We start from the raw sequence: 21,683 nt of genomic DNA on the forward strand, positions 1-21,683 counted from the left end.
ATCAAACTGACAGTTTTGTTAACGCTAATACGTGCAGAAAGCACCGAATGGGCTCGCGGCACCACAAAACGACGCGCCTAAACGTTGAGATCGCCCGCACAAGGAATAAAGCCAACAAAGCCGCCCTGCCGGATCAGCCGCTTTTGGCCACCCATCCGCCAATACAGTTTCCGCTGTGCGGCCAAAAGCTCTCGTCGCAAGCGGAACCAAGTGGGCCCTTTGTCGAGGCCGCTGTTGGTTTTTCGATCCCTAGAGCGTTCGCTAACCTTAACATCCTCTTGCGTCTGTTCCTGGTGCTGAGACCAGATCACCTGCACACCGACGGCCGGAAAGCACTGAAACATGCGCCAATCCGCACGCGGGATCGAGACGAAGTCATCCAGATGGTCGGAATAGACGTTGGACCAGGCCAATAGCTTACGGCAGGCGGCATTGGACAAGACATACGCAGCAGCGCTTGGTGCCATCTCCAACATCGGTCGCACGTCAACTGCGCCAACGGTCTGAAGGGCCCCAAATCGCAACTCTCGGGGGGAATAATCAAGCTTCACGAAGTCAAACTTGGAACTTTCATTCAGAATATTGGTGACAACGCGCCCTGCACTGCTGGACATTTCCACGTCATCCTCAAAAACAGCCACAGCCCTCAAGTCCTGATCAACGGCGGCTTGCCAAACAGCACGATGGCTTTCGAAACAGGCGATCTCGCTCTGCTTCAGCCCCCAACGGCTGCCAGTGCCAGGAACATAGCCGTTCTGGTCCAACGCGCCGGTTCGCTGCCCGTCAACGGCACTGAAACGGACGGCAGCAGACAGGCCAGCATGCGCGAACTGCCGTTCCATAAAATCCCGACGGGCGGGAACACGATCCAGATTGATGTAGAACACACCTGTCTTGGGTGGCAGTTCGTGCTGTCCCACGGCAATTCCTTTCAGACCTTTCGCTCAGATAGACACCCTTGGCGGGCGACATTCAACCCATCCACCCCCCAAAGAAACCTATCCTGCTTAAGACAACGCTTCTAAGCTGCAACGGACAAACAAGAAACGGGAATCGCGCTATGTCGTCTCATGGGTATGCAAGTGGCCGTCTGAACCTGCCATTCGTTGGGATTTCGACCTTTGGCAAGTCACCTTATGTCGAAGATTGGGACCAGATCGACGCGGATGTGGCGATCATGGGCGCACCCTTCGATTTCGGCACACAATGGAGATCCGGCGCACGGTTCGGGCCGCGGGCGGTGCGCGAGGCGTCGACACTGTTCAGCTTTGGCCATGCCGGGGCGTATGATCACGAGGATGACGCGACCTATCTGGATAGCTCGGTCCGGATGGTCGATATCGGCGACGCGGATATCATCCATACCAAGACCGAGGAAAGCCACGCCAACATCCAGTTCGGGGTCCAGAAAATCCTGAACGCCGGTGCCCTGCCCGTGACGATCGGCGGCGATCACTCGGTCAACATCCCCTGCATCAATGCCTTTGCCGAGGAGTGCGCGGAAAACGGCCCGATTCATGTGGTTCAGATCGACGCCCATCTGGATTTCGTGGATGAACGCCACGGCGTCACTGCCGGTCACGGCAACCCAATGCGGCGCGCGATTGAGAAAGACTATGTCTCGGGCATGACCCAGCTGGGTATCCGCAACGTGTCATCGACCGCAAAGGAAGGCTATGAGGATGCCCGCGCCCGAGGGTCCGATATCCTGTCTGTGCGACAGGTCCGCAAACTGGGAACCGAGGGTGTCTTGGACCGCATCCCCGAAGGCGCGCGGTATTATGTGACGATTGATATCGACGCTTTTTGCCCATCGATTGCGTCAGGCACCGGCACGCCCAGCCACGGGGGGTTTCTGTATTATGACGTGCTGGAAATCCTGCAAGGTCTCGCGCAACGCGGCGATGTGGTCGGCATTGATCTGGTCGAGGTCGCGCCAAATTACGACCCGACTGAGAGCACGCAGATTCTAGCCGCGCAGGTACTGCTGAATTTCATCGGCTTCATTTTCCACGAACGTAGCAAGAGGAGCTAAGCGCCCCTCTTACCCTTTGGATCAGGTGATCGTGTTGTGTTCCGGCCCATAGGGGAACCCGGTGATGTTCTCGGCCCCATCATCGCCGACAACCAGAATGTCATGCTCACGATAGCCACCCGCACCGGGCTGACCTTCGGGAATCCACAACATCGGCTCGATTGACACGACCATGCCGGGTTCCAACACCGTGTCGATATCTTCACGCAGCTCCAGCCCTGCCTCGCGCCCATAGTAATGGCTGAGGACGCCGAAAGAGTGACCGTACCCAAACGAGCGGTATTGCAGCAGCCCCTCTTCGGCGAAGAACCGATTGATCTCGGCGGTGATGCCCGAGCAAGTCGCGCCGGGTTTGATCAGGCTTAGGCCAAGCTCATGCGCGGCCACATTGGCCTTCCAGATGCGCAGGCTGTTGGCGTCGGGTTCGCCCAGAAACAGGGTGCGTTCCAACGCGGTGTAATAGCCCGAGATCATCGGGAAGGTGTTCAGCGACAGAATATCGCCCTTTTGCAGCGCCCGTTTGGTCACAGGGTTATGCGCGCCGTCGGTGTTCAGGCCCGACTGGAACCAGACCCATGTGTCGCGGTATTCGGCGTCTGGATAAGCGCGCGCGATCTCAGCCTCCATCGCATCGCGCCCGGCCATGGCGATCTCGATCTCGGTTGCGCCTTCACGGATCGCGGCGTGGATGGCGGCCCCACCCACATCTGCGGTGCGGGCCCCGCCTTTGATCAACTCGATCTCTTCTGCCGATTTCACCATCCGGGCCGCCATCGTATCAGCAGCCACATCCACCAGTTCCGGCTGCCCCAGCATCGCCAGTGCCGTGTCACGCGCGGCCAGTGTCATGTGGTCGCCTTCGATCCCGACCCGCTTGGCACCCCCGATCAGGCTGGCCACTGCACGCCAGTAATTGTCGCGCTTCCAGTCGGTGTAGATCACGTTTTCCTCGACCGAGCGTCGCCACGGCTGGCCCGCGTCGATATTCGCCGACACCGTCGTACATGCGTCCTGCGTCACCACGCAGCCGTAAGGCCGGCCAAAGGCGCAATACAAAAAGCCCGAGTAATAGGCGATATTGTGCATCGACGTCAGCAGCACCGCCGGAATATCGCGTGCAGCCATCATGGCGCGCAAGCCCGACAGGCGGCGGTCATATTCGGCCTTGCTGAACGGCAACGGGGCCTTATCGCCATTATGGCTGGTGAAGAACTCGGGGCGGTTTGTCAGATCTGTCATCATGCTCTCTCCTGCAATGCCGGACGAAAGGTGCCCGGCCACAAGCCCCGGCGTTCAGGACAAGCGGCCTCGGGAACCGAGAGCCATGCGCCCGTATAGATGTCACGACGCCATCGTGACCGGGCTGCATATCGCAATGGCTAAATCACGGCGCGGCGTACGTCAAGCGGGGGAAAGGCCCCGCAGACGCTCGGACCGGCGGCGCAGCAATTCAACCGTGGTCAGCAGCGCAATTGAGATGACCACAAGGATCGTCGCCACCGCCAGAATGGTCGGGCTGATCTGTTCGCGCAGACCGGTGAACATCTGCCACGGCAGCGTTTTCTGGCTGGCGGAGCCTACGAACAGCACCACGACGACTTCGTCGAACGAGGTGATGAAGGCGAACAAGCCACCCGAGATCACGCCCGGCAGGATCAGCGGCATCTGAATCTTGAAGAAGGTCCGCACCGGCCCTGCGCCCATGTTTGCCGCCGCGCGCGTCAGCGATTGGTCAAAGCCGACCAAGGTCGCCGTCACGGTGATGATCACAAACGGAATGCCCAGAACCGCGTGGGCAAGGATAACCTTCACATAGCCCACAAAGTTCTTGTCCATGCCCAAAGTTCCTTCAAGAAACCGGCCGATATCGCTGTAGAAAAAGAACATACCGGTGGCCGAGATGATCAGCGGCACGATCATGGGTGAAATCAGGATACCCATAATCGCCCGTTTGCCCGGAACGTGGCTCTGGCTGAGGCCGATGGCCGCCAGTGTGCCCAGCGACACGGAGATGATCGTCGCAATCGGCGCGATGATCAGCGAGTTCTTGAAGCTGCGCTGCCATTCATTGTTGGTGAAGAAGTCACGGTAATGCTTCAGCGAATAGCCTTCGGGGTCCAGCCGCAGCATTTCAGGCGTGAAAGTAAAGAAATCCTGCGCGTTGAACGACAGTGGCAGAACCACAAGGATCGGAGTGATCAGGAACACAAATATCGCACCGCAGATCACCCGGAACGTATAGTGCCAGAACACCTGTCGACCGGTCATATAAGGCAGCAGTTTTTGGCGGTATCGCCCTTCGTAAAGCCAGAAGATGAAGAAGGCAAAAAACCACCCCACCAGCAGGCCGATGATCAGGCCAGTCGCCCCAGCGAACACAAAACCCAACACGCCCATCCCAAGGATCGTGATCCAGCGGGCGACACGCTCATTGTCCAGGACATTCATGTAAAGCCAGGCCAGACCGGCCATCAAGGCGGCTCCGATCACGATGCCCAGCAGGACACTGCCCTGCCCGGCCCCGACAAACATGCCGACGAAACCTCCGGCGATGGCCACAGCGGGCAGAACCACCGACATGGGTTTGCGGGATATTGGTGTAAGTGCTGCCATCGTCTTTATCCCAGCTTCACGTTGTCGATGCCTACGATCTTGTCATAGCACCAGTAGAGTAACAGAACGACCGCCAGCAGGATCGTGCCAAGCGCCGCCGCCAGCCCCCAGTTCAGAGAGGATGAGATGTGGTACGCAATCCGGTTCGAGATGAAGACACCCTTGGTCCCGCCAACGATTTCCGGCGTGATGTAGTAGCCGATGGCAAGGATGAACACGAGGATCGAACCCGCGCCGATGCCCGGAATGGATTGCGGGAAGTAGATGCGCCAGAAGGTCGTCCAATTGGTCGCACCCATGGATTTCGCGGCGCGGGTATAGGATTCAGGAATGGTCTGCATCACCGAATACATCGGCAGGATCATGAACGGCAGCAGGATATGCGTCATTGCGATGATCGTGCCGAACTGGTTGTTGATGATCACCAATCGCGCGTCATCCGCCACCAACCCCAGCCAGACCAGCGTTTCGTTGATCACACCCTGCTGCTGCAGCATCACCTTCCACGCGGAGGTTCGCACCAGAAGTGATGTCCAGAATGGCAGCAACACAAGGATCATCAGCAGGTTCGACACCCGCATCGGCAAGGTCGCCAGAATATATGACACCGGATAGGCAAGTAGGATGCACGAAGCAGTGATGATCAGCGACATCATCAGCGTACGCCCAAACAGCTTGATCAGGATCTGTTTGTCCTCAGGCTGCGCCTGCGCACCTTCGGGCGTGCGGCGCATGTCGATTGCGTTCAGGAAATATCCGTTGGTGATCGGAACAGCGTGGGTCTTGATGGTGCGCCAGGTTTCGACATCCCCCCAACCGTCGTGAATGTCGATCAGCTTGTCCTTGAACGGGCCATCGGTTTCAGGGTCCAGTTTTTTAATCTGGCGGCCCGAGCGACGGAACATCGAGGACATACCCGTCTGCTCATAGTTCAGGCGCGAGCCAAGCCGGGTGTGTGTCTTTTCGTCAATGGCGACGACCATATCTTTGGTGAACGCGGCGTATAATGCCTCATCCGGTAGTTCGCCGCTTTCCGCATCCCAGTTCTTCAACTCGACCACAGTCAGAGGCAGTGTCTCGGCCACAATGCCGTTTTCAACCGATCGGAACAGCATCGAAACGATCGGGATCACAAAGGATAGCAGAACGAACAGAAGCAGCGGTGCAATCAGGGCCAAAGCCCGCATTTTGCGGCGGCGCAGCGACCGCGCCAGAGATTTCTTCAGCGGCGTGCCGTCAGCGGCCAGCATCGGACCGGATTGAGTTGCGTCAGTCATCTGCGTCCCTTGGTCTTTTGGTGGGCTGGGGCCAGAACCGGCCCCAACCAGTGTTCAAGAAGGGCTTATTGTGCCAGCCACGCTTGGAACTTGGCGTCGATGTCGTCGCGGTAATCCGCCCAGAACTCGTAGTTATACAGGAACGTATTCTTGGCGTTTTCCGGGTCGGTCGGCATGTGCGGTGCCATGTCGATGCCCAGATCGGCGTGCTGACCCACCAGCGGGGCCGACGAGGCACGGGCAGGACCGTACGAGATGTACTTGGCCTGATCCGCCAGACGCTGGGTGTCAGTTGCGAACATGATGTAGTCCAGCGCGCGCTGCTGACGCTCTTCGCTCAGGCCGGCGGGGATGATCCAGCCATCCAGATCGAATACCTGCGCGTCCCACAGCATGGCGACGGGCTGTTTCTGCTCTTCGATCACGCTGAACAGACGACCGTTATAGGTGGAGCCCATAATGACTTCGCCATCGGCCAGCAGCTGCGGCGTGTCAGCACCGGCAGACCACCAGACAACGCTGTCCTTGATGGTGTCCAGCTTGGCCAGTGCCTGATCCTGCCCTTCCGGGGTGGCCAGAACGTCATAGACGTCGTCCTTGGCTACGCCATCACACAGAAGCGCCCATTCCATATTGTTGATCGGACGCTTTTCCAGCGAGCGTTTGCCGGGATAGTTTTCCAGATCGAACACGGCGCAGATCTCGGTCGGAGGCGTGTCGCCCACCAGATCGGTACGATAGCCGAAAGTGGTCGAGTACACGATCTGCGGGATAAAGCAGTCACTGACCAACAGATCGCCGAAATCTTCGGATGCGGGTGTCCCGTCAGGTGCAGCGGCCAGTTGGCTGTCGAAATCGATCTCCATCGCCAGACCTTCGTCGCACAAACGGATCGCATCCGCTGCAACAACATCCACCACGTCCCAAGTGATGTTGCCCGCTTCGTTCATCGCGCGCAGTTTAGCCACCGCCTCAGCCGAGCTGTCATCGTTCAGGATGGTGACGCCTGTCTTTTCCGAATAGGGCTCGTGATATGCTTTCAGCTGCGACTTGGAATAAGCACCGCCCCAGGACACGATGGTCATTTCTTCGGCCATCGCACCACCGGCTACGGCAGCAACCGCACTTGCCATAAGAGTGGTTTTAACTTTCATGTTTAACTCCCTGTTATACCCGTTACTTTTACTTTTCTTAGGCCGGATCACGGGGCAAACCGGCCAACTCTTACCCCAAACATTCGGGGTATTTGTGACTCAGGCGTCCAGCGCCCTGCAGTCATGGGCCAGCCAGCCGATTTCGACCTCCTGACCGGGAGACAGGCGTACCGCGTCCGGCGCGTTGCGGGTTTTGATGATGAAGTCATCGTTCCCGGCAACCGACAGACGAAAGCGGAACACGTCGCCCATATAGATGAACTCTTTCACCGTTGCTTTGAGCGTATGTGCATCAGCGTGCAAGCGATCCTTGTTGAACTCGACCCGTTCAGGCCGGATAGAGACCTTGGTCCGTTCGCCCGCCTTCGACACATTCACCGGTTTAGCGTCAATCTCAGACCCATCGTCCAGCGCAACAACACACGAGTCGCCGTCAATCGACTTAACAACACCTTCCAATGTGTTGTTTTCACCAATAAATTGAGCCACAAAGCTGTTTTCTGGTTCTTCATACAGCAAATCGGGCGGCGCAAGCTGCTGGATTCGTCCGTCGTCGAAAACAGCCACACGGTCCGACATGGTCAGCGCTTCGGTCTGGTCGTGGGTTACGTAAACAGTGGTAATACCCAACTCATGCGCCAGACGCGTGATTTCGAACTGCATATGCTCGCGCAACTGTTTATCCAACGCACCCAACGGCTCGTCCATCAAAACAAGCTCGGGTTCAAAAACAAGTGCGCGGGCCAATGCGATCCGCTGCTGTTGACCACCGGACAACTGAGCGGGCCGCCGGCTGCCAAATGCCCCCATCTGAACCATATCTAGGGCGCGTTTCACTTTTTCTTCGCGCTCGTCCTTCCCGATTTTTCGAACTTCCAGCGGGAAAGCGAGATTTTCGGCAACCGTCATGTGCGGGAAAAGCGCATAGTTCTGAAAAACCATGCCAATCCCCCGCTTGTGCGGCGGAATATTGTTGATCGGACGACCATCCAGCATGATCTCGCCATGGGTGGCCGTTTCGAACCCCGCCAACATCATAAGGCAAGTGGTTTTGCCTGACCCGGACGGGCCGAGCATTGTCAGGAACTCACCTTTAGGCATTGAAAGATTTAGATCTTTTACGACAAGGATCTCGCCGTCGTAAGATTTCTGGACACGCTGAAACTCGACGAACGCTGCGTCATTAGACATTACCAACTTGGCTCCCCTGTCTGTCCTTGCTTGCCCGGTTTATCCGGATCTCAAGGACCTGTCAGAGCCCATTTAAGGACAAGCAGGACAGGCGACGCAACCAAAATATGTCACGAGAATGACAAAGAAAGCGCCACACGCCTGATATTCAGGCGCCATTCAAGCGTCGCATATGCCACGCAAGGCTTTGATTGCTTGAAAGAACCGGCTTTCCCAACCGACTTTCAATTTCCGGTATAGCATCAAATGTCCTTAGATTCGTGCAGCTTATAAAAACACCCTCAACCGCCGAATCAGAGCCCAGATTAAGCGCCGCATCGACTAGCGATTGGCGGGATATTCGAACAACCTTGGATTCCTCGGACTCACCGAAAGAGCCAAAAACGTCCATTGTCACTCCGTTTTTTGCGAAGGCACGGCGTAATGGATCGTTCACTTCTTCGATATAGGGCGACAGCAAAGCGAATTTGGAAACACCTTTTGCCGCAGCGCAGGCGGAAGCTGCACGCAGCGGATTCGTGACGGTCGCAACGTTGCAGGTCTTTTGAACCATGCGCTCGACCATAGCTGAACCGATCACGGAGCTGGCCGAGGTGCAGCCATACCCCACAACCTTATAAGGCCGGACTTTGGGCAATAGATCTGAGGCTGCAGGAAGGGCGTTCTCCATCTGGGCCAGCGTGTCCGTTGTCACCTCCGCGCCGCTGGGAATTCTGGAAACGTAAATCGGCGCGCGGCAATTTGCGAAGTAAGCACTGAATTCCGGTTCAATCGTTTCGTCCGTCTGCAAAACGATCAGGCCCATCGGGTTGAGCTGCGGGTCGTCCTCTTCCAGTTCATAGGGTAAATAGCTCATATCACAGGCAACTCCGACCCAAGCCGAGGGCTGATGAACCGCGGCGCATCTTCGGTGATCACGATGTTCTCCTCGTGAACCAGAATTTTGTCGCCAACGGCTATTCCGGGTTCAAGCGTCAAAACCATGCCGGGTTGCAACACAGTATGATCGTCGGGAATCAACGAAGGCCATTCTGTGAGGGACATCCCCAAGCCATGCCCCAGACGCCCAGCCCCCGTATCCGCATTTTGACGTGACAGAACACTGTTCATTGCATGATGAAGGTCAGAAGCGGTCGCGCCCGGCTTTGCAATTTCGAATGCTGCATCCGACGCCTCAATCAAGGTTGCATATGCAGAACGTACTAACGCCGAGGCCGGACCAATCGACCAGTTTCGGTCGTAGTCACAAAAATACCCGCCCCACACCAAACCAGTGTCCAACATCAGGACATCTCCGGCCTCCATCGCCGTATCTCGGGCCGGAGAGATTACATCCGTATATCCCCCCTGCTCGGCACCGCCCGCAAGATAGGGCACCCAATCGGCGCCTTCCTCCAGACACAGCATTTGGAACTTTCTAAACACCTCATCAACGGCAATGCCAGATCCTGCGATTTCAGGAACACGCTGAAAAGCCCGCGCGGCAATCGCGCAGGCGGTTTCGATTTTCGCGATCTCAGCCGTTGATTTAATCATCCGAAGGCTGCGCACAAGTTCCGCATCGCCAGCAACCCTCCGCGAGCCCAATAGCGATTGAAGGCGCAACAAATCGGCCATCGGCATACGGACATGAGTTTCGTGCCCATCAGGCAAACCAATGGTGGCATCGGTCGGAGTGACCTCGATCAGGGTTTCCGCCAACAGACTAACGCCGTCATCCAACAAGTCCGGAGAGCTCCAGGTTCGGATATCGTCGATCCAGGTTTGCCCCATCAGTGCAGCACCAATAGAGGGGATAACGGCAATCGGTTTTCCACTGACCGGAACCACCAGAAACCAAGGTCGGGTCGGGCTTTCCCAAAACCGGGTCAAGTAGCCCGTAAAGTACCGAATCTCGGGTTCAGTTGTCAGCAGCAAGGCAGACAAGTCCGCTTGGGCCATCATCTTTTGCGCACGCTGCAACCGGGCCGTGAACTCGGCGGTGTCGAACCCTCTCATTCCGCAATCTCGGACAGAAAGCACAGAATCATGGCGTCCGCACCAATTCCTAAACCCTGCAGCACTTCGGCATTCATAGCAGCGGCAATCCCTGCCCCACCGGATGCTGTCGTTGCCACCCCGGCCGCCGCCATCGCAGGCAAATGCTGAACAACCTCGTCATCGGTCAAAGTCAAAAACGCGTCGGCATCTCTGGCCAAGCCGTTCAGAGCGATCAACGAAGGTTCTTTGCAATCCAGACGTCCCATTGTGCTGTCAGGGCCATCAGCGAAAACGCAGGCTCCGGCTTCGATACTGGCTTGTAGCGCGGGGGCGGACTCGGGCTCGACCACGATGATTTTGGGCGCGTCCCCCCAGACATGACGCGCATAGGCCGCCACCGCGCCCGCCAGCCCGCCAACCCCGGCCTGCAGCATGATATGGCTGGGCATTTCCGGACATTGACGCACGGCCTCGGCAGCCATCTGCAGATACCCCTCCATAAGCATATGCGGAATTTCAATATATCCGTTCCATGAACTGTCGGACAGCAGGGTCCATTCGTTATCCTGCGCGGCTTGGCTGGCGGCCTCCATACTGGCGGCATAATCGACGCCTTGGCGCACAACCTGCGCCTTTTGCGCGCGGAGGCGGTCCGCGAAACTCTCAGGTACAGTTTCGGCGATATAGACGACCGCCTGCGCGCCAAATACCCGCGCGCCTGCGGCGACGCTCATGCCATGGTTTCCTGCACTGGCCGTGACATAGGTTCGACTGTTCAATGTATTGCGGTCCGGCGCATCCGTTGCCTCGGCCGCATGTCGCGCGATTACGTAGGCCGCCCCAAGCGCCTTGAAAGACCCAAGATTCATGCGGCCGCGCTCGTCCTTGATCCAAAGATTGGCCACGTCGGCAAGCTCTTTTGCATCGACCAATGGAGTTTCACCCGCAGCGGGGCATTGCGACAGCAGATCGGCTACGCGGGCTGCATCAGTTGACGGGTACGGGGCAGAAGCGGCAAGTTTCCGGCCTCCGCGATGTGGGTTGAGTGTGATCTTCAATGGGGCGTCTTTCCTGAGTTGCCCATTGACGTGACTGCATTCGTCCAGTTCTGTCAACAAAACTCGAACATGATCGGAGCTGCCATGCCTCATACCAATCCGGCCTTTTCACGCGCCGAATATGATCGCCGGCTTGCCAAGACGCGTTCCGCAATGGCAGCCGCTGGTTTAAATGCCCTGTTTGTGCAGGACCCATCGAATATGGCGTGGCTAACCGGTTATGAGGGCTGGTCCTTCTACGTGCATCAAGGCGTCGTCGTCCTTCACGATGCCGATCCCATCTGGTGGGGCCGCAATCAGGACGCCAACGGCGCGCGGCGCACGGTCTGGATGAGCGATGACCGCATTCACGGCTATGCAGATAACTATGTTCAATCGACCGAGCGGCACCCGATGCAGGATCTTGCCCGGCTGATCCTCGATTGTGGTCTTGGGCAGGCGCGTATCGGGGTTGAGTTGGACAATTACTATTACTCGGCCAAAGCGCATCTGACATTGGCCGCCGAATTGCCTCAGGCCACGTTGGAAGATGCCAACGCTTTGGTGAACTGGCAGCGCGCCGTGAAATCAAGTGAAGAAATCGCCCTGATGCACAAAGCTGCGCGGATCTCGGAACATGTGATCGACGGCGTGCTGGAGCGGATAGAACCCGGCCTGCGCAAGAATGAACTGGTGGCGCAGATTTACCATGATGCGATCTCGGGCGTGGGTGAGGATTGGGGCGATTATGCCGCCATTGTGCCCCTTCTGCCCTCGGGGCCCGATGCCGCCGCGCCGCATCTGACATGGGACGGCGCGCCCTTCAAATCCGGGGAATGCACGTTTTTCGAACTGTCTGGCTGCTATCGCCGCTATCACGCGCCGTTTTGCCGGTCGGTCTTTCTGGGCCAGCCGCCCGACCACCTGTTGCGGGCCGAGGCCGCACTGGTCGAAGGGCTTGAGGCCGGGCTGGACGCCGCCCGCGCGGGAAATCAGGCGCGCGACATCGCGCTGGCGTTGGCCGCCCCGCTGGAACGTGCAGGCATCGAGCGCGGCGCGCGCTGCGGCTATCCGGTGGGCCTCAGCTATCCGCCGGACTGGGGTGAGCGGACGATCTCCCTGCGCCCCGAGGATGAGACGGTTCTGGAACCCGGCATGACGTTCCACTTCATGCCCGGCCTTTGGATGAACGATTGGGGCCTTGAAATCACTGAGACCATCCTGATCACCGATTCCGGCCGTGCAGAATGTCTGTGTAACCGGCCCCGCAAACTGTTCGTCAAACCATGACCCTGACCAGAACCACCGAAATCCTCGCCGATCTGATCGGTTTTGAAACTGTATCTGCGGACAGCAATCTTGAGGCCATCCGATACCTGACCGACCACCTTCAGGCCTTGGGTGCGCGCTGTATCGAAACGCGCGATGAAACCGGCAAAAAGGCCAATGTCTTTGCCACCCTCGGCCCCGACATGCCCGGCGGCATCCTGCTATCCGGCCATACGGATGTGGTGCCGGTGGCCGATCAGGACTGGACCTCGAACCCCTTCGAGATGGTCGAGCGTGATGGCCGCCTGTATGGACGCGGCACCTGCGACATGAAGGGGTTTATCGCGGCGTCTCTGGCCTTTGCCGAAGGGTTAGACGCCGGCAAACTGACCCAACCGCTGCATTTCGCGTTTACCTATGACGAGGAAACCGGCTGTCTGGGCGCGCAGAATTTGGTCAATGACCTGTCCGAACGCGGCATCGTGCCCGACATTGCCATCATCGGTGAACCGACCGAAATGCGGGTGATCGAAGGCCACAAAGGGTGCTTTGAGTACACCACGCGTTTTACCGGGCTGGAGGGTCACAGCTCGGCCCCGGATGACGGCGTGAACGCTGCCGAATACGCCGCGCGCTATGTGGGTAAGCTGTTGGAATTGCGTCACGTTCTGAAATCCCGCGCCCCTGCGGGCAGCCTGTTCGAACCCCCGTGGACGACGATCAATGTCGGGTTCTTCAACGGCGGCGTGGCCCATAACGTGATCGCCAGCAAAGCCGAGATCGGTTGGGAAATGCGCCCGGTGCAGGCCAGCGACGCCGACCTCGTCAACCAGACGCTCAGCGATTTCGTGACCCACACGCTGCTGCCCGAGATGCAGGCAGTCCACCCCGACGCCAGCATCACCCAGGACGTGGTGGCCGAGGTGCAAGGATTGGAGCCGATGGAGGACAACGCCGCTCGCACACTGGTGGCCGAGCTGACCGGCGCCAATGGCACCGGCACGGTCGCCTTCGCCACCGAGGCCGGTCTGTTCCAGCAGCTTGGTGTGCATGCGATCGTCTGCGGCCCGGGTTCGATCACACAGGCGCACAAGGCCGACGAATATGTCGAGGTTGAGCAGCTGGACCTGTGTTGCCGAATGCTCGACCGATTGGGTCGCCGCCTGACCGCCTAGCCCGTGCCGTGCGTCCGATCATAGGCGGAGCGCGGCGGCTGAACATGGGCCGCGCGGGCATCCTCGCCGGGGTCATAGACCTCCATCAGCAGCGGATAGCAGGCGGCCACGTCCGAGGAATGCTCGGATGAACAATCGCCGCCGGGACAGGCCGACAGGCCCACGATCAGGTCAATCTCGGCGTAGAATTCCAAATAGTCGCCGGGGCGCACCGGGCTGGCCTTCATGAAATACTGCCCCGTATCGCGGGTAAAGCCGGTACACATGAAGACATTCAGCACGTCATGCACATGCATCTCAGCCTCGTGCAGCGACAAATCGCAATGATCGGCCAAGGCGCGGGTCAGGTTCGAATGGCAGCAATAGTGATAGTCATCGCCGGACAACAGCCGCCCCGTATAGGGATCACAGCGCGTCCCGATCACATCATGGACCGAGCCTCCATAGGCATCGAACCCGTACCAATCCAGCGTGTCCCCCACGATGGTTGCCATCGGGCGCATGTTGGGAAAGCTGGACCACATACGGTCGCCGGTGGACAAATGCGTACCGTGCAAAGCGCGCGTTTTGCCGGAATAGAACCGCTCGGTCAGGTCGTGCTTGTTCCACATGTTCAGGTCGCCAACCTGCGGGCCATCCACCGACACCACGCGTAAAAAGGCCCCAGCGGGCACCTCGATACAGGCCGCATCGCGCGGAGCCGCTGTAGCCTCAGCCGTTTTGATTGCGCTTTGCCGCAGGGTGTTCAGCCCGGCGATATCGGGTTGGGGCAGCGTATCCGGCGGATAGCAGACGAGCGGAGGAATGTCCTTACGCGCCCCCGCATCTGCGGGGGCTGGGAAGTGGGGTGTCTTCAGTTTCATGCGCGCTCTCCCTGTGTTGCCACAGGTTTAGCGCATCACAAACGGGTTCGCCATCGGCTCTTGCGCGGTGCTGATCCACGTGGTTTTGGTGCGGGTGTAATCCAGGATCGCCTCAACCCCGGCCTCGCGCCCGTAACCTGACTGATTGAACCCGCCAAAGGGCGCAATCGGGGAAATTGCGCGGTACGTGTTCACCCAGCAAATCCCCGCGCGGATGCGTTTCGACACCCGATGCGCGCGCGCAAGGTTCTGCGTGAAGACGCCGGACCCCAGACCGTAAGGCGTGGAATTGGCCAGCGCGATGGCCTCTTCTTCGGTCTCGAACGGCAGCAGAGACATGACCGGGCCGAACATCTCGACCTTCAGCGTCTCGGTTTCGGGCGAAGTACATTCGACCAGCGTGGGCGTCATGTAGTTGCCCGGTCGATCTGCGGGCGCGCCGCCAAAGCGGATTTTCGCCCCCTGCCCCTGAGCGGCGGCCAGAGTCGCCTCGATCTTGCTGACCTGCGCAGCGGTGCACAGCGGGCCGACATGTGTGTCGGGCTGCAGCGGATCGCCCAGCCGAATGGCGCTGGCCTTTTGTGAAATCCTCTCAATCAGCGGCTCAAGGATCGAGTGATGCACCAATCCCCGCGTCCCCGCCACACAGCTTTGACCCGAGGCCCCGAAATTCCCGGCGATCAGCCCGTTTGCGGCCCCGTCCAGATCGGCGTCGTCAAACACAAGGATGGGAGATTTCCCGCCCAGCTCCAGCGAAGTCACCGCGAAATTCTCGGCCGAGTTGCGCACCACGTGGCGTGCAGTCTCGGGCCCTCCGGTAAAGGCGATGCGGTCCACATCCGCGTGGCGGGTCAGCGGGATCGCGCAGTTCTGGGCGTCGCCGGTGATGACCGAAACAACGCCGGGCGGGAACCCGGCCTGTTCGATCAGCCGCGCGAATTCCAACATTGGCGCGGGGGCGATTTCCGAGGCTTTCAGCACCACCGAACACCCCGCCGCAAGCGCCGGGCCCAGCTTGGTGGCCGTCAGGAACATCTGCGCATTCCACGGCACGATGGCGGCGACAACACCGATTGGCTCGCGCGTGGTAAAGACGTGCATATCCGGCTTGTCGATGGGCAAAACGGTGCCTTCGACCTTGTCCGCTAGCCCCGCGAAATAGCGGTAATAGTCGGCCACATAGCCCGTCTGCATCGCCGTTTCCGCCAGCAGCTTGCCGCTGTCGGTGGTCTCCAGCTCGCCCAATTTCTGCGCGTTTTCGGCCACCAGATCGGCCAGCCGGTACAGCAGCTTACCGCGCGCCGTCGCCGTCATGTCGCGCCATGCAGGGTCGTCCAACACGCGCTTGGCCGCAGCCACGGCGCGGTTCACGTCATCGGGCGCGGCGCAGGCGAATGTCGCCCAGCCCTGCCCGGTGGCCGGGTTTTCCGAGGTCATGACCTGCGCATCCGCGCCCTCGGACCATGCGCCGTCAATGAAAAGCTGAAAATGTGGAAGGTGTCCCATGGTGTTCCTCACTGAAAGGCTGGCATGACTTCGTCGATGAACCGCGCCAACGAGGCACGCTTGCGGTCATTGGTCATGCCGCTGTCGACCCAGAACGAAAACTCATCATAGCCCATATCCTCGTACCGTTTGATCCGGTCGATCACCTGCTGCGTTGTGCCGACGGTCAGGTCCTGACCCAGTTTCTCGGTCGTATACATCGGGTTGGCGTCCATCTCCTGATCCGAGATCGGTTCGATCAGCCCCTGCTGCACGGGTCGTTTGTTCAGGAACCATGCGCCGAAGTAATTGTAATAACGCCGCAATTCCCGCACACCCTGCGCCACGTCATCCTGATCCGCACCGACGTAAGTGTGATGCAACAGCATGATCTTGGGGCGTGGGCCGGAATAGCTTTCGCAGGCGGCATTGAAGCGACTCATCAGCGTCTCGATCTCTTCCATACCCTGCCACAGCGGCGTGACCTGAATGTTGAACCCGTTATGTACGCCGAATTCGTGGCTGTTGGGATCGCGCGCTGCGATCCAGATCGGAGGGCCATCTTCCTGATACGGCTTTGGGGCCGAGGTGGCCGCCGGAAATGAATAGAACTCGCCCTCATGCGCACAATCCCCGCGCCAGATTTGTGGCACCAGAGGGGTGCATTCGCGCATGCGCTGCCCGGCCTCCCACGCATCCATGCCCGGCATCAGACGTTCGTATTCATAAGAATAGGCCCCGCGCGCGATCCCCAGCTCGATCCGGCCCTTGGTCATCTGGTCCGCCGCCGCAGCCTCACCCGCCAGCTTGATCGGATGCCAGAAGGGCGCGATCACCGTACCGGTGCCCAGGCGCACATTCTTGGTCTGATGCGCCAGATCGACCAGAGACAGAAACGGATTCGGCGCGATGGTGAATTCCATCCCGTGATGTTCACCCGTCCAGACCGCGCGCATGCCCCCATCATCAGCCATTTTCACAAGGCTCACGAACTCATCATACAACACGTCATGGGGCTGATCGGGTGTCAGACGTTCCATATGGGCAAAGAGGGAAAACTCCATCAACCGGCTCCTTTGTCGAAACTGTGCAGCTCACCCCGGTCGGCATCGCCAAGGTAGAGCGAAAAATTCCCTTCGCGCGCTTCCAGCGCAAAGCGTGTCATCATATGGCCCACCGACGGGGTGGCATAGGTCAGCTTGGGCAGGTGTTCGATGGCGATCCATTCGGTCCCATCGGGGGCCGCTGTCCCGGCGGATGAGGCCAGAAAGAACGTGTAATGCAGCTTGGTCGTCGCGTCGTTGAACGAGGAATAGACCTGTTCCAGCTGTGCTTCGATGCCCCGGTCCGCCAGACCCTGTGCCAGCCGCAGACGCTGCCCGCCGGGCGCGGCACCGGCGATGTGGAAAGGGCTGTGCGTGGTTCCCAGCCGCTCCATCAACACCGCGTCACCGGCCCGGATGATCGCGCCGCAGATGGTGGGCTGATCGCTGTCCATCTCCTGTTCCAGCCCGAGGCTGAAATACGAGCCGCCCACATAACCCAGCCCCCGGCCCCCGGCATGCGAGAAATCCGTGACCTGCCCGATCAGCACCGTATGATCGCCCGCCGGGATCGCCTGATGGGTGGAGCAACAGAACTGCGCCAGCGCGCCGTCGATCAGCGGCAGATCATGGGCCCCTGTGCTGTGGGCCACTTTGGCGAAACGGTCGCCTTTATAGCTGGCGAACGTGTTCGAGACGTCCTGCTGCCCCTCAGCCAGAATGTTGACGGCAAAGTGGCTGCAGCCCGCAAACACCTCATAACTCGACAGGAATTTGCCCGGACAGACCAGCAACAAAGGTGGATCCAACGACACGGACGAGAACGAATTGGCCGTGAACCCGACGGGCTGGCCTATTGCATCGCGCGCCGTAATCACGGTCACACCGGTCATGAAACTACCGAAAGCGTCGCGCAGCGCGCGGGGATCAAGCGTCATTTCAGGCACTCCTTAACAAACGACACCAGAGTCGCGTTGACCTGTTGGGCATGTGTCATCGGCATCATGTGGGCCGCGTTCGGGATGATCCCGGCCCGCCCGTTCGGGGCAAGCGCCGCCATGTCTTGCGACATGCGCGGGGTCGAGTTCGGCTCATCCTCGCCGGTCAGAAACAGTGCTGGACAGGGGATCGCAGCCAACTGCTCAGCAGTCGGGCCGTTGCTTTCGGCGAAGACGGTATAGGCAGCCTTGTAGGCGCGTGGATCGACCTTTCGCAGCCAGCTATCGCAAGCGTCCCGCTCCGGGGATGCCCTGTCATCGAACCAGCGCTGCAACGTGGTCGAGGGGTTATTCGCCCGCTCGGCATCCAGCGCGTGCGCCCGCGCCAGAACTGCATTCCGGGCCTCGTCCGAGCGCTGGAAAATGGCGTTCAGCGCGGCCACGCCCATGACCGTTCCACCCTCTGCCGCAATCCGGGTTGCGATCAGCGCGCCCATCGAATGCCCGATCAAAACCGCCGGTTGGTCAATCAGCGCCGCCACGGGTGCGGCATAGCTCTCCAGCCCCTCGACCGGGTGAAACGCAGATGCCCCATGCCCCGGCATGTCCGGGCACAGCACCCGGAACCCCGCCGCGACCAGAGCGTCAATCTGCGCGCCCCACGCCTCGGCCCGCAGGCCAACACCGTGCAGCAAAACGACCAGCGGCCCCTCGCCCGCGTCAATCGCGGCGAGGCCGCCGACCTCAGACCGAGGCCGGGTTGTCCACGTCATGTCCCAGATCCTTCAGGTCTTGGTAGCGGTCTCCGATCCGATGATGCGGACGCCCTGTGGTCGCCCCGCCCAGCACCACCACAACCTCATCCGCGCGCGGCGCATCGGGGATGGAGAATTGCAGCGTCAAGTAATGCGACCGGCGACCCGCATCGTTTTTGTCCATCATCGGCACCATGATCGGCGTATTCGCCGGGCCGCGAGTGTTGGTGAAAGACAGGTAGGATTTGGCCCCCACCGCCTGCCGGTAGAAATTGCCGAAATGCAGCGTGTGGATCAGTCCCGAGGCGTGTTCGACCTCACCATCCAAACCCACTACGGCCGCCTTGCCATAGGCTTCGATCACCTCGCCGCTACCGGCCAGCGCCACCATCCGGTCGGTCATCATCTCGCCCAGCACCGGACCATAGACCAGAATTTCGGGGCGCAGGTCTTCGACATACCGCCCGGCCCAGGGATTTTTGATCACGGCGGCCACGGCGAACATGCGCCACGGGCGGTCCGCCGGGCGGAAACCTTCGATCAGAACCTCTTCGTCATACGTCACAATTTTGCGGATTTCTGGCTGCACGGTGTCCTCCTGCGTGTTGCGCGGAATATCCACGGCAGAGTCATGTTTTGACAAACGAAAGAAGTTCAGCCTTAGGTATTACCATCACTACTAGGTAAGTTACTGATGGCCAAAACACTGCCCCCGCTGACATGGTTCAGATCCTTCGAGGCCGCCGCACGGCGGCTGAGTTCTACCGCCGCCGCGGATGAGATCGGGCTGACCCAATCCGCCGTCAGCCAGCAGATCCGTGCGTTGGAAACGCGGCTGGGTGTGGTTCTGTTCCACCGCCACGCGCGGGGCCTATCCCTGACGGATGAAGGGCGCAAACTGTTGCCTCAGGTCGAGGCCGCGCTTGAGATGTTGGAAACCGCCGCCTCTCCTTATCTGACCGAGGAGAAGGCGCGACACATCACAGTTGCTGCTTCGATCAGTATCATCGAATGGGTGATCGCCCCCGCCCTGCCCGCGTTTCAGGCCCAGCATCCTGAAACCTCGGTGCGGTTTGTCAGTACGATCTGGCCCGATGAATACGCCGCCGCGCGCGCCGATGTGGAAATTCGGTTTGGATCGGCGAAACAAGTGGGCAAGGACGCAGTGGCCCTGCAACCCAATCGACTTGTGCCGGTGAAATCCCCAGCGCTTGAGGGCGAGGCCCTGCCGCTGATTGAATCCGTGGGAACCTCGGACAGCTGGACCACATGGGCCGAGGCCACGGGCCAAACCATGGGCACTCCGACGTATTTCGTGGATTCCTATGGGCTGGCGCTGCAGATGGCGGCATCGGGCAACGGGGTCGCTCTGGTCAACCAACTGATCGCCGCGCACGCCCTGCGGTCCGGCCAGGTGATGCTGGCATCGGATCACTCGGCCCCTGCGACCGAAGGGTACTTTCTGGCCGTCCAACGCCGGTCAACCGAGATAGACGCCTTTACCGGATGGTTTTCAGACCTGTTGAGGGTCTGATTCAGACATGTCGATGTCGCATCTGAGGATATCAAACTGCACCAAAATAGTGAACTCTGGCAAAAAAGGTCCGATTCATGCGATATTCCGGCTTTCGAGTCATCAAAGAGGCACTGACCGGCCACAAGGGCTGGAAACCGGTTTGGCGCGAGCCTGAGCCAAAACCCCATTACGACGTCATCATAATTGGCGGCGGCGGCCACGGGCTGGCCACGGCGCATTACCTGTCCAAGGTCTACGGCCAGCGCAACGTGGCCGTGGTCGAGAAAGGCTGGATTGGGGGCGGCAATGTGGGGCGCAATACGACGATTGTACGCTCGAACTATATGCTGGACGGGAATGAGCCCTTCTACGAATTCTCGCTGAAACTGTGGGAGGGGTTGGAGCAGGACGTCAACTACAACGCCATGATGAGCCAGCGCGGGATCATCAACCTGTTCCACACGGACGGCCAGCGCGACGCCTATACGCGGCGCGGCAATGCGATGATCCTGAACGGTGCCGATGCGGAACTGCTGGACGCCGATCAGGTCCGGGCCGAGCATCCCTATCTGAATTTCGACGACGCCCGCTTTCCCATCAAAGGCGGTCTGGTCCAGCGCCGCGCGGGCACGGCCCGCCATGACGCGGTGGCCTGGGGCTATGCGCGCTCGGCGGATTTGCACGGGGTGGACATTATCCAGAATTGCGAGGTCACAGGCCTGCGGATCGAAAATGGCGCCTGCTTGGGCGTCGAAACCTCAAAAGGCTTTATCGGAGCCAGCAAAGTGGGCTGTGCAGTCGCTGGAAACTCGGGCCGCGTGATGGGCATGGCCGGGATGCGTTTGCCAATTGAAAGCCATGTGTTGCAGGCGTTTGTGTCCGAGGGGCTGAAGCCTGTCCTGCCCAGCGTCATCACCTTTGGTGCGGGCCATTTCTATGTCAGCCAATCCGACAAGGGCGGGCTGGTTTTTGGCGGCGATATCGACGGCTATAACACCTATGCCCAACGCGGCAACCTGCCCGTAGTCGAGGATGTTTGCGAGGGCGGCATGGCCCTGATGCCCATGATCGGCCGCGCGCGCCTGTTGCGGATGTGGGGCGGTGTGATGGACATGTCGATGGACGGCTCACCCATCATCGACCGCACCCCGGTTCAGGGGCTCTATTTCAACGGCGGCTGGTGCTACGGCGGGTTCAAGGCCACACCTGCCTCGGGCTATTGCTTTGCGCATCTGCTGGCAAAAGACGAACCGCACCCCGTTGCCACCGCCTATCGTCTGGACCGGTTCCGCACTGGCCGCATGATCGACGAAAAAGGCGCGGGCAATCAGCCCAACCTGCATTAGAGGGAA

The 21,683-nt window shown here is 59.6% G+C and carries 20 protein-coding genes; 5 read left to right on the plus strand and 15 right to left on the minus strand.

The genetic code is table 11. From position 1 onward, the window contains the following. Window positions 1–77 precede the first annotated feature (77 nt). The gene (locus tag J7380_RS14165; protein ID WP_209196439.1) at window positions 78–920 is read right to left on the minus strand and encodes a glycosyltransferase family 25 protein; all 843 of its coding nucleotides are present in this window, start codon (window positions 918–920) and stop codon (window positions 78–80) included. 140 nt (window positions 921–1,060) lie between these two features. Between J7380_RS14165 and speB the strand changes: the two genes are divergently transcribed. Continuing rightward, entirely contained in the window at window positions 1,061–2,035 is a 975-nt protein-coding gene (gene speB, locus J7380_RS14170; RefSeq protein WP_209196440.1) for an agmatinase, read from the plus strand. A 21-nt stretch (window positions 2,036–2,056) separates the two neighbouring features. Here speB and J7380_RS14175 read toward each other — a convergent pair whose 3' ends face one another. The 8 genes from J7380_RS14175 to J7380_RS14210 all read right to left on the minus strand — a co-directional run bounded on the left by J7380_RS14175 (window position 2,057) and on the right by J7380_RS14210 (window position 11,308). Beyond that, complete coding sequence (locus J7380_RS14175) at window positions 2,057–3,274, minus strand: aminopeptidase P family protein (protein ID WP_209196441.1); 1,218 nt, start codon at window positions 3,272–3,274, stop codon at window positions 2,057–2,059. A gap of 162 nt (window positions 3,275–3,436) precedes the next feature. Beyond that, entirely contained in the window at window positions 3,437–4,648 is a 1,212-nt protein-coding gene (locus tag J7380_RS14180) for an ABC transporter permease (RefSeq protein WP_209196442.1), read from the minus strand. 5 nt (window positions 4,649–4,653) lie between these two features. Continuing rightward, window positions 4,654–5,925, minus strand: coding sequence for an ABC transporter permease (locus J7380_RS14185; RefSeq protein ID WP_209196443.1), 1,272 nt, complete (start codon window positions 5,923–5,925; stop codon window positions 4,654–4,656). Between the two features lie 65 nt (window positions 5,926–5,990). After that, a complete protein-coding gene (locus tag J7380_RS14190) occupies window positions 5,991–7,079 on the minus strand; it encodes an extracellular solute-binding protein (RefSeq protein WP_170353070.1) in 1,089 nt (362 codons plus the stop codon). Window positions 7,080–7,178: 99 nt separating this feature from the next. Beyond that, a complete protein-coding gene (locus tag J7380_RS14195) occupies window positions 7,179–8,270 on the minus strand; it encodes an ABC transporter ATP-binding protein (protein WP_209196444.1) in 1,092 nt (363 codons plus the stop codon). 148 nt (window positions 8,271–8,418) lie between these two features. Then, window positions 8,419–9,126, minus strand: coding sequence for an aspartate/glutamate racemase family protein (locus J7380_RS14200; RefSeq protein WP_209196445.1), 708 nt, complete (start codon window positions 9,124–9,126; stop codon window positions 8,419–8,421). Further along, entirely contained in the window at window positions 9,123–10,268 is a 1,146-nt protein-coding gene (locus J7380_RS14205; protein ID WP_209196446.1) for a Xaa-Pro peptidase family protein, read from the minus strand. The genes J7380_RS14200 and J7380_RS14205 overlap by 4 nt, the downstream gene beginning before the upstream one ends. Beyond that, a complete protein-coding gene (locus tag J7380_RS14210) occupies window positions 10,265–11,308 on the minus strand; it encodes a pyridoxal-phosphate dependent enzyme (RefSeq protein WP_209196447.1) in 1,044 nt (347 codons plus the stop codon). The genes J7380_RS14205 and J7380_RS14210 overlap by 4 nt, the downstream gene beginning before the upstream one ends. Before the next feature lie 84 nt (window positions 11,309–11,392). On the opposite strand from J7380_RS14210, the gene J7380_RS14215 reads away from it, so the two are divergent. Together J7380_RS14215 and argE are read left to right on the plus strand one after the other, a co-directional pair. Then, window positions 11,393–12,577, plus strand: coding sequence for a M24 family metallopeptidase (locus tag J7380_RS14215; RefSeq protein ID WP_247742574.1), 1,185 nt, complete (start codon window positions 11,393–11,395; stop codon window positions 12,575–12,577). Continuing rightward, a complete protein-coding gene (gene argE, locus J7380_RS14220; RefSeq protein ID WP_209196449.1) occupies window positions 12,574–13,731 on the plus strand; it encodes an acetylornithine deacetylase in 1,158 nt (385 codons plus the stop codon). The genes J7380_RS14215 and argE overlap by 4 nt, the downstream gene beginning before the upstream one ends. Here the strand turns inward: argE and J7380_RS14225 are convergent. Genes J7380_RS14225 through J7380_RS14250 form a run of 6 tightly spaced genes read right to left on the minus strand, consistent with a single transcriptional unit; the run spans window position 13,728 to window position 19,404 of the window. Continuing rightward, window positions 13,728–14,594, minus strand: coding sequence for a DUF1989 domain-containing protein (locus J7380_RS14225; RefSeq protein ID WP_209196450.1), 867 nt, complete (start codon window positions 14,592–14,594; stop codon window positions 13,728–13,730). The genes argE and J7380_RS14225 overlap by 4 nt on opposite strands. A 27-nt stretch (window positions 14,595–14,621) precedes the next feature. Then, window positions 14,622–16,100 (minus strand): aldehyde dehydrogenase, encoded by a 1,479-nt coding sequence (locus tag J7380_RS14230; protein WP_209196451.1) that lies wholly within the window; start codon window positions 16,098–16,100, stop codon window positions 14,622–14,624. An 8-nt stretch (window positions 16,101–16,108) separates the two neighbouring features. Next, window positions 16,109–17,143: an LLM class flavin-dependent oxidoreductase gene (locus J7380_RS14235; RefSeq protein ID WP_209196452.1), complete on the minus strand. Its 1,035-nt coding sequence runs from the start codon at window positions 17,141–17,143 to the stop codon at window positions 16,109–16,111. Further along, window positions 17,143–18,060 carry a flavin reductase family protein gene (locus J7380_RS14240; protein ID WP_209196453.1) on the minus strand — a complete coding sequence of 306 codons (918 nt, stop codon included), beginning with the start codon at window positions 18,058–18,060 and terminating at the stop codon, window positions 17,143–17,145. The genes J7380_RS14235 and J7380_RS14240 overlap by 1 nt, the downstream gene beginning before the upstream one ends. Continuing rightward, a complete protein-coding gene (locus J7380_RS14245; RefSeq protein ID WP_209196454.1) occupies window positions 18,057–18,833 on the minus strand; it encodes an alpha/beta hydrolase in 777 nt (258 codons plus the stop codon). Before J7380_RS14245 ends, J7380_RS14240 begins: the two co-directional genes overlap by 4 nt. Next, window positions 18,805–19,404, minus strand: a complete 600-nt coding sequence (locus J7380_RS14250) for an amino acid synthesis family protein (protein ID WP_209196455.1) — start codon at window positions 19,402–19,404, stop codon at window positions 18,805–18,807. Before J7380_RS14250 ends, J7380_RS14245 begins: the two co-directional genes overlap by 29 nt. 105 nt (window positions 19,405–19,509) lie before the next feature. On the opposite strand from J7380_RS14250, the gene J7380_RS14255 reads away from it, so the two are divergent. Both J7380_RS14255 and J7380_RS14260 read left to right on the plus strand, forming a co-directional pair. Then, window positions 19,510–20,349 (plus strand): LysR family transcriptional regulator, encoded by an 840-nt coding sequence (locus J7380_RS14255; RefSeq protein ID WP_209196456.1) that lies wholly within the window; start codon window positions 19,510–19,512, stop codon window positions 20,347–20,349. Between the two features lie 77 nt (window positions 20,350–20,426). Continuing rightward, the gene (locus J7380_RS14260) at window positions 20,427–21,677 is read left to right on the plus strand and encodes a sarcosine oxidase subunit beta family protein (RefSeq protein WP_209196457.1); all 1,251 of its coding nucleotides are present in this window, start codon (window positions 20,427–20,429) and stop codon (window positions 21,675–21,677) included. Window positions 21,678–21,683: the final 6 nt, after the last annotated feature.

The sequence above is a fragment of the Ruegeria sp. R8_1 genome (assembly GCF_017743815.1).
Classification (GTDB): Bacteria; Pseudomonadota; Alphaproteobacteria; order Rhodobacterales; family Rhodobacteraceae; genus Ruegeria; species Ruegeria lacuscaerulensis_A.

What these genes read in the sequence shown, in the direction of transcription:
- speB (WP_209196440.1), top strand. Translation starts at nt 1,061, where the DNA reads ATGTCGTCTCATGGGTATGCAAGTGGCCGTCTGAACCTGCCATTCGTT.
- J7380_RS14175 (WP_209196441.1), bottom strand. Translation starts at nt 3,274, where the DNA reads ATGACAGATCTGACAAACCGCCCCGAGTTCTTCACCAGCCATAATGGC.
- J7380_RS14180 (WP_209196442.1), bottom strand. Translation starts at nt 4,648, where the DNA reads ATGGCAGCACTTACACCAATATCCCGCAAACCCATGTCGGTGGTTCTG.
- J7380_RS14185 (WP_209196443.1), bottom strand. Translation starts at nt 5,925, where the DNA reads ATGACTGACGCAACTCAATCCGGTCCGATGCTGGCCGCTGACGGCACG.
- J7380_RS14190 (WP_170353070.1), bottom strand. Translation starts at nt 7,079, where the DNA reads ATGAAAGTTAAAACCACTCTTATGGCAAGTGCGGTTGCTGCCGTAGCC.
- J7380_RS14195 (WP_209196444.1), bottom strand. Translation starts at nt 8,270, where the DNA reads ATGTCTAATGACGCAGCGTTCGTCGAGTTTCAGCGTGTCCAGAAATCT.
- J7380_RS14200 (WP_209196445.1), bottom strand. Translation starts at nt 9,126, where the DNA reads ATGAGCTATTTACCCTATGAACTGGAAGAGGACGACCCGCAGCTCAAC.
- J7380_RS14205 (WP_209196446.1), bottom strand. Translation starts at nt 10,268, where the DNA reads ATGAGAGGGTTCGACACCGCCGAGTTCACGGCCCGGTTGCAGCGTGCG.
- J7380_RS14215 (WP_247742574.1), top strand. Translation starts at nt 11,393, where the DNA reads ATGCCTCATACCAATCCGGCCTTTTCACGCGCCGAATATGATCGCCGG.
- argE (WP_209196449.1), top strand. Translation starts at nt 12,574, where the DNA reads ATGACCCTGACCAGAACCACCGAAATCCTCGCCGATCTGATCGGTTTT.
- J7380_RS14225 (WP_209196450.1), bottom strand. Translation starts at nt 14,594, where the DNA reads ATGAAACTGAAGACACCCCACTTCCCAGCCCCCGCAGATGCGGGGGCG.
- J7380_RS14230 (WP_209196451.1), bottom strand. Translation starts at nt 16,100, where the DNA reads ATGGGACACCTTCCACATTTTCAGCTTTTCATTGACGGCGCATGGTCC.
- J7380_RS14235 (WP_209196452.1), bottom strand. Translation starts at nt 17,143, where the DNA reads ATGGAGTTTTCCCTCTTTGCCCATATGGAACGTCTGACACCCGATCAG.
- J7380_RS14240 (WP_209196453.1), bottom strand. Translation starts at nt 18,060, where the DNA reads ATGACGCTTGATCCCCGCGCGCTGCGCGACGCTTTCGGTAGTTTCATG.
- J7380_RS14245 (WP_209196454.1), bottom strand. Translation starts at nt 18,833, where the DNA reads ATGACGTGGACAACCCGGCCTCGGTCTGAGGTCGGCGGCCTCGCCGCG.
- J7380_RS14255 (WP_209196456.1), top strand. Translation starts at nt 19,510, where the DNA reads ATGGCCAAAACACTGCCCCCGCTGACATGGTTCAGATCCTTCGAGGCC.
- J7380_RS14260 (WP_209196457.1), top strand. Translation starts at nt 20,427, where the DNA reads ATGCGATATTCCGGCTTTCGAGTCATCAAAGAGGCACTGACCGGCCAC.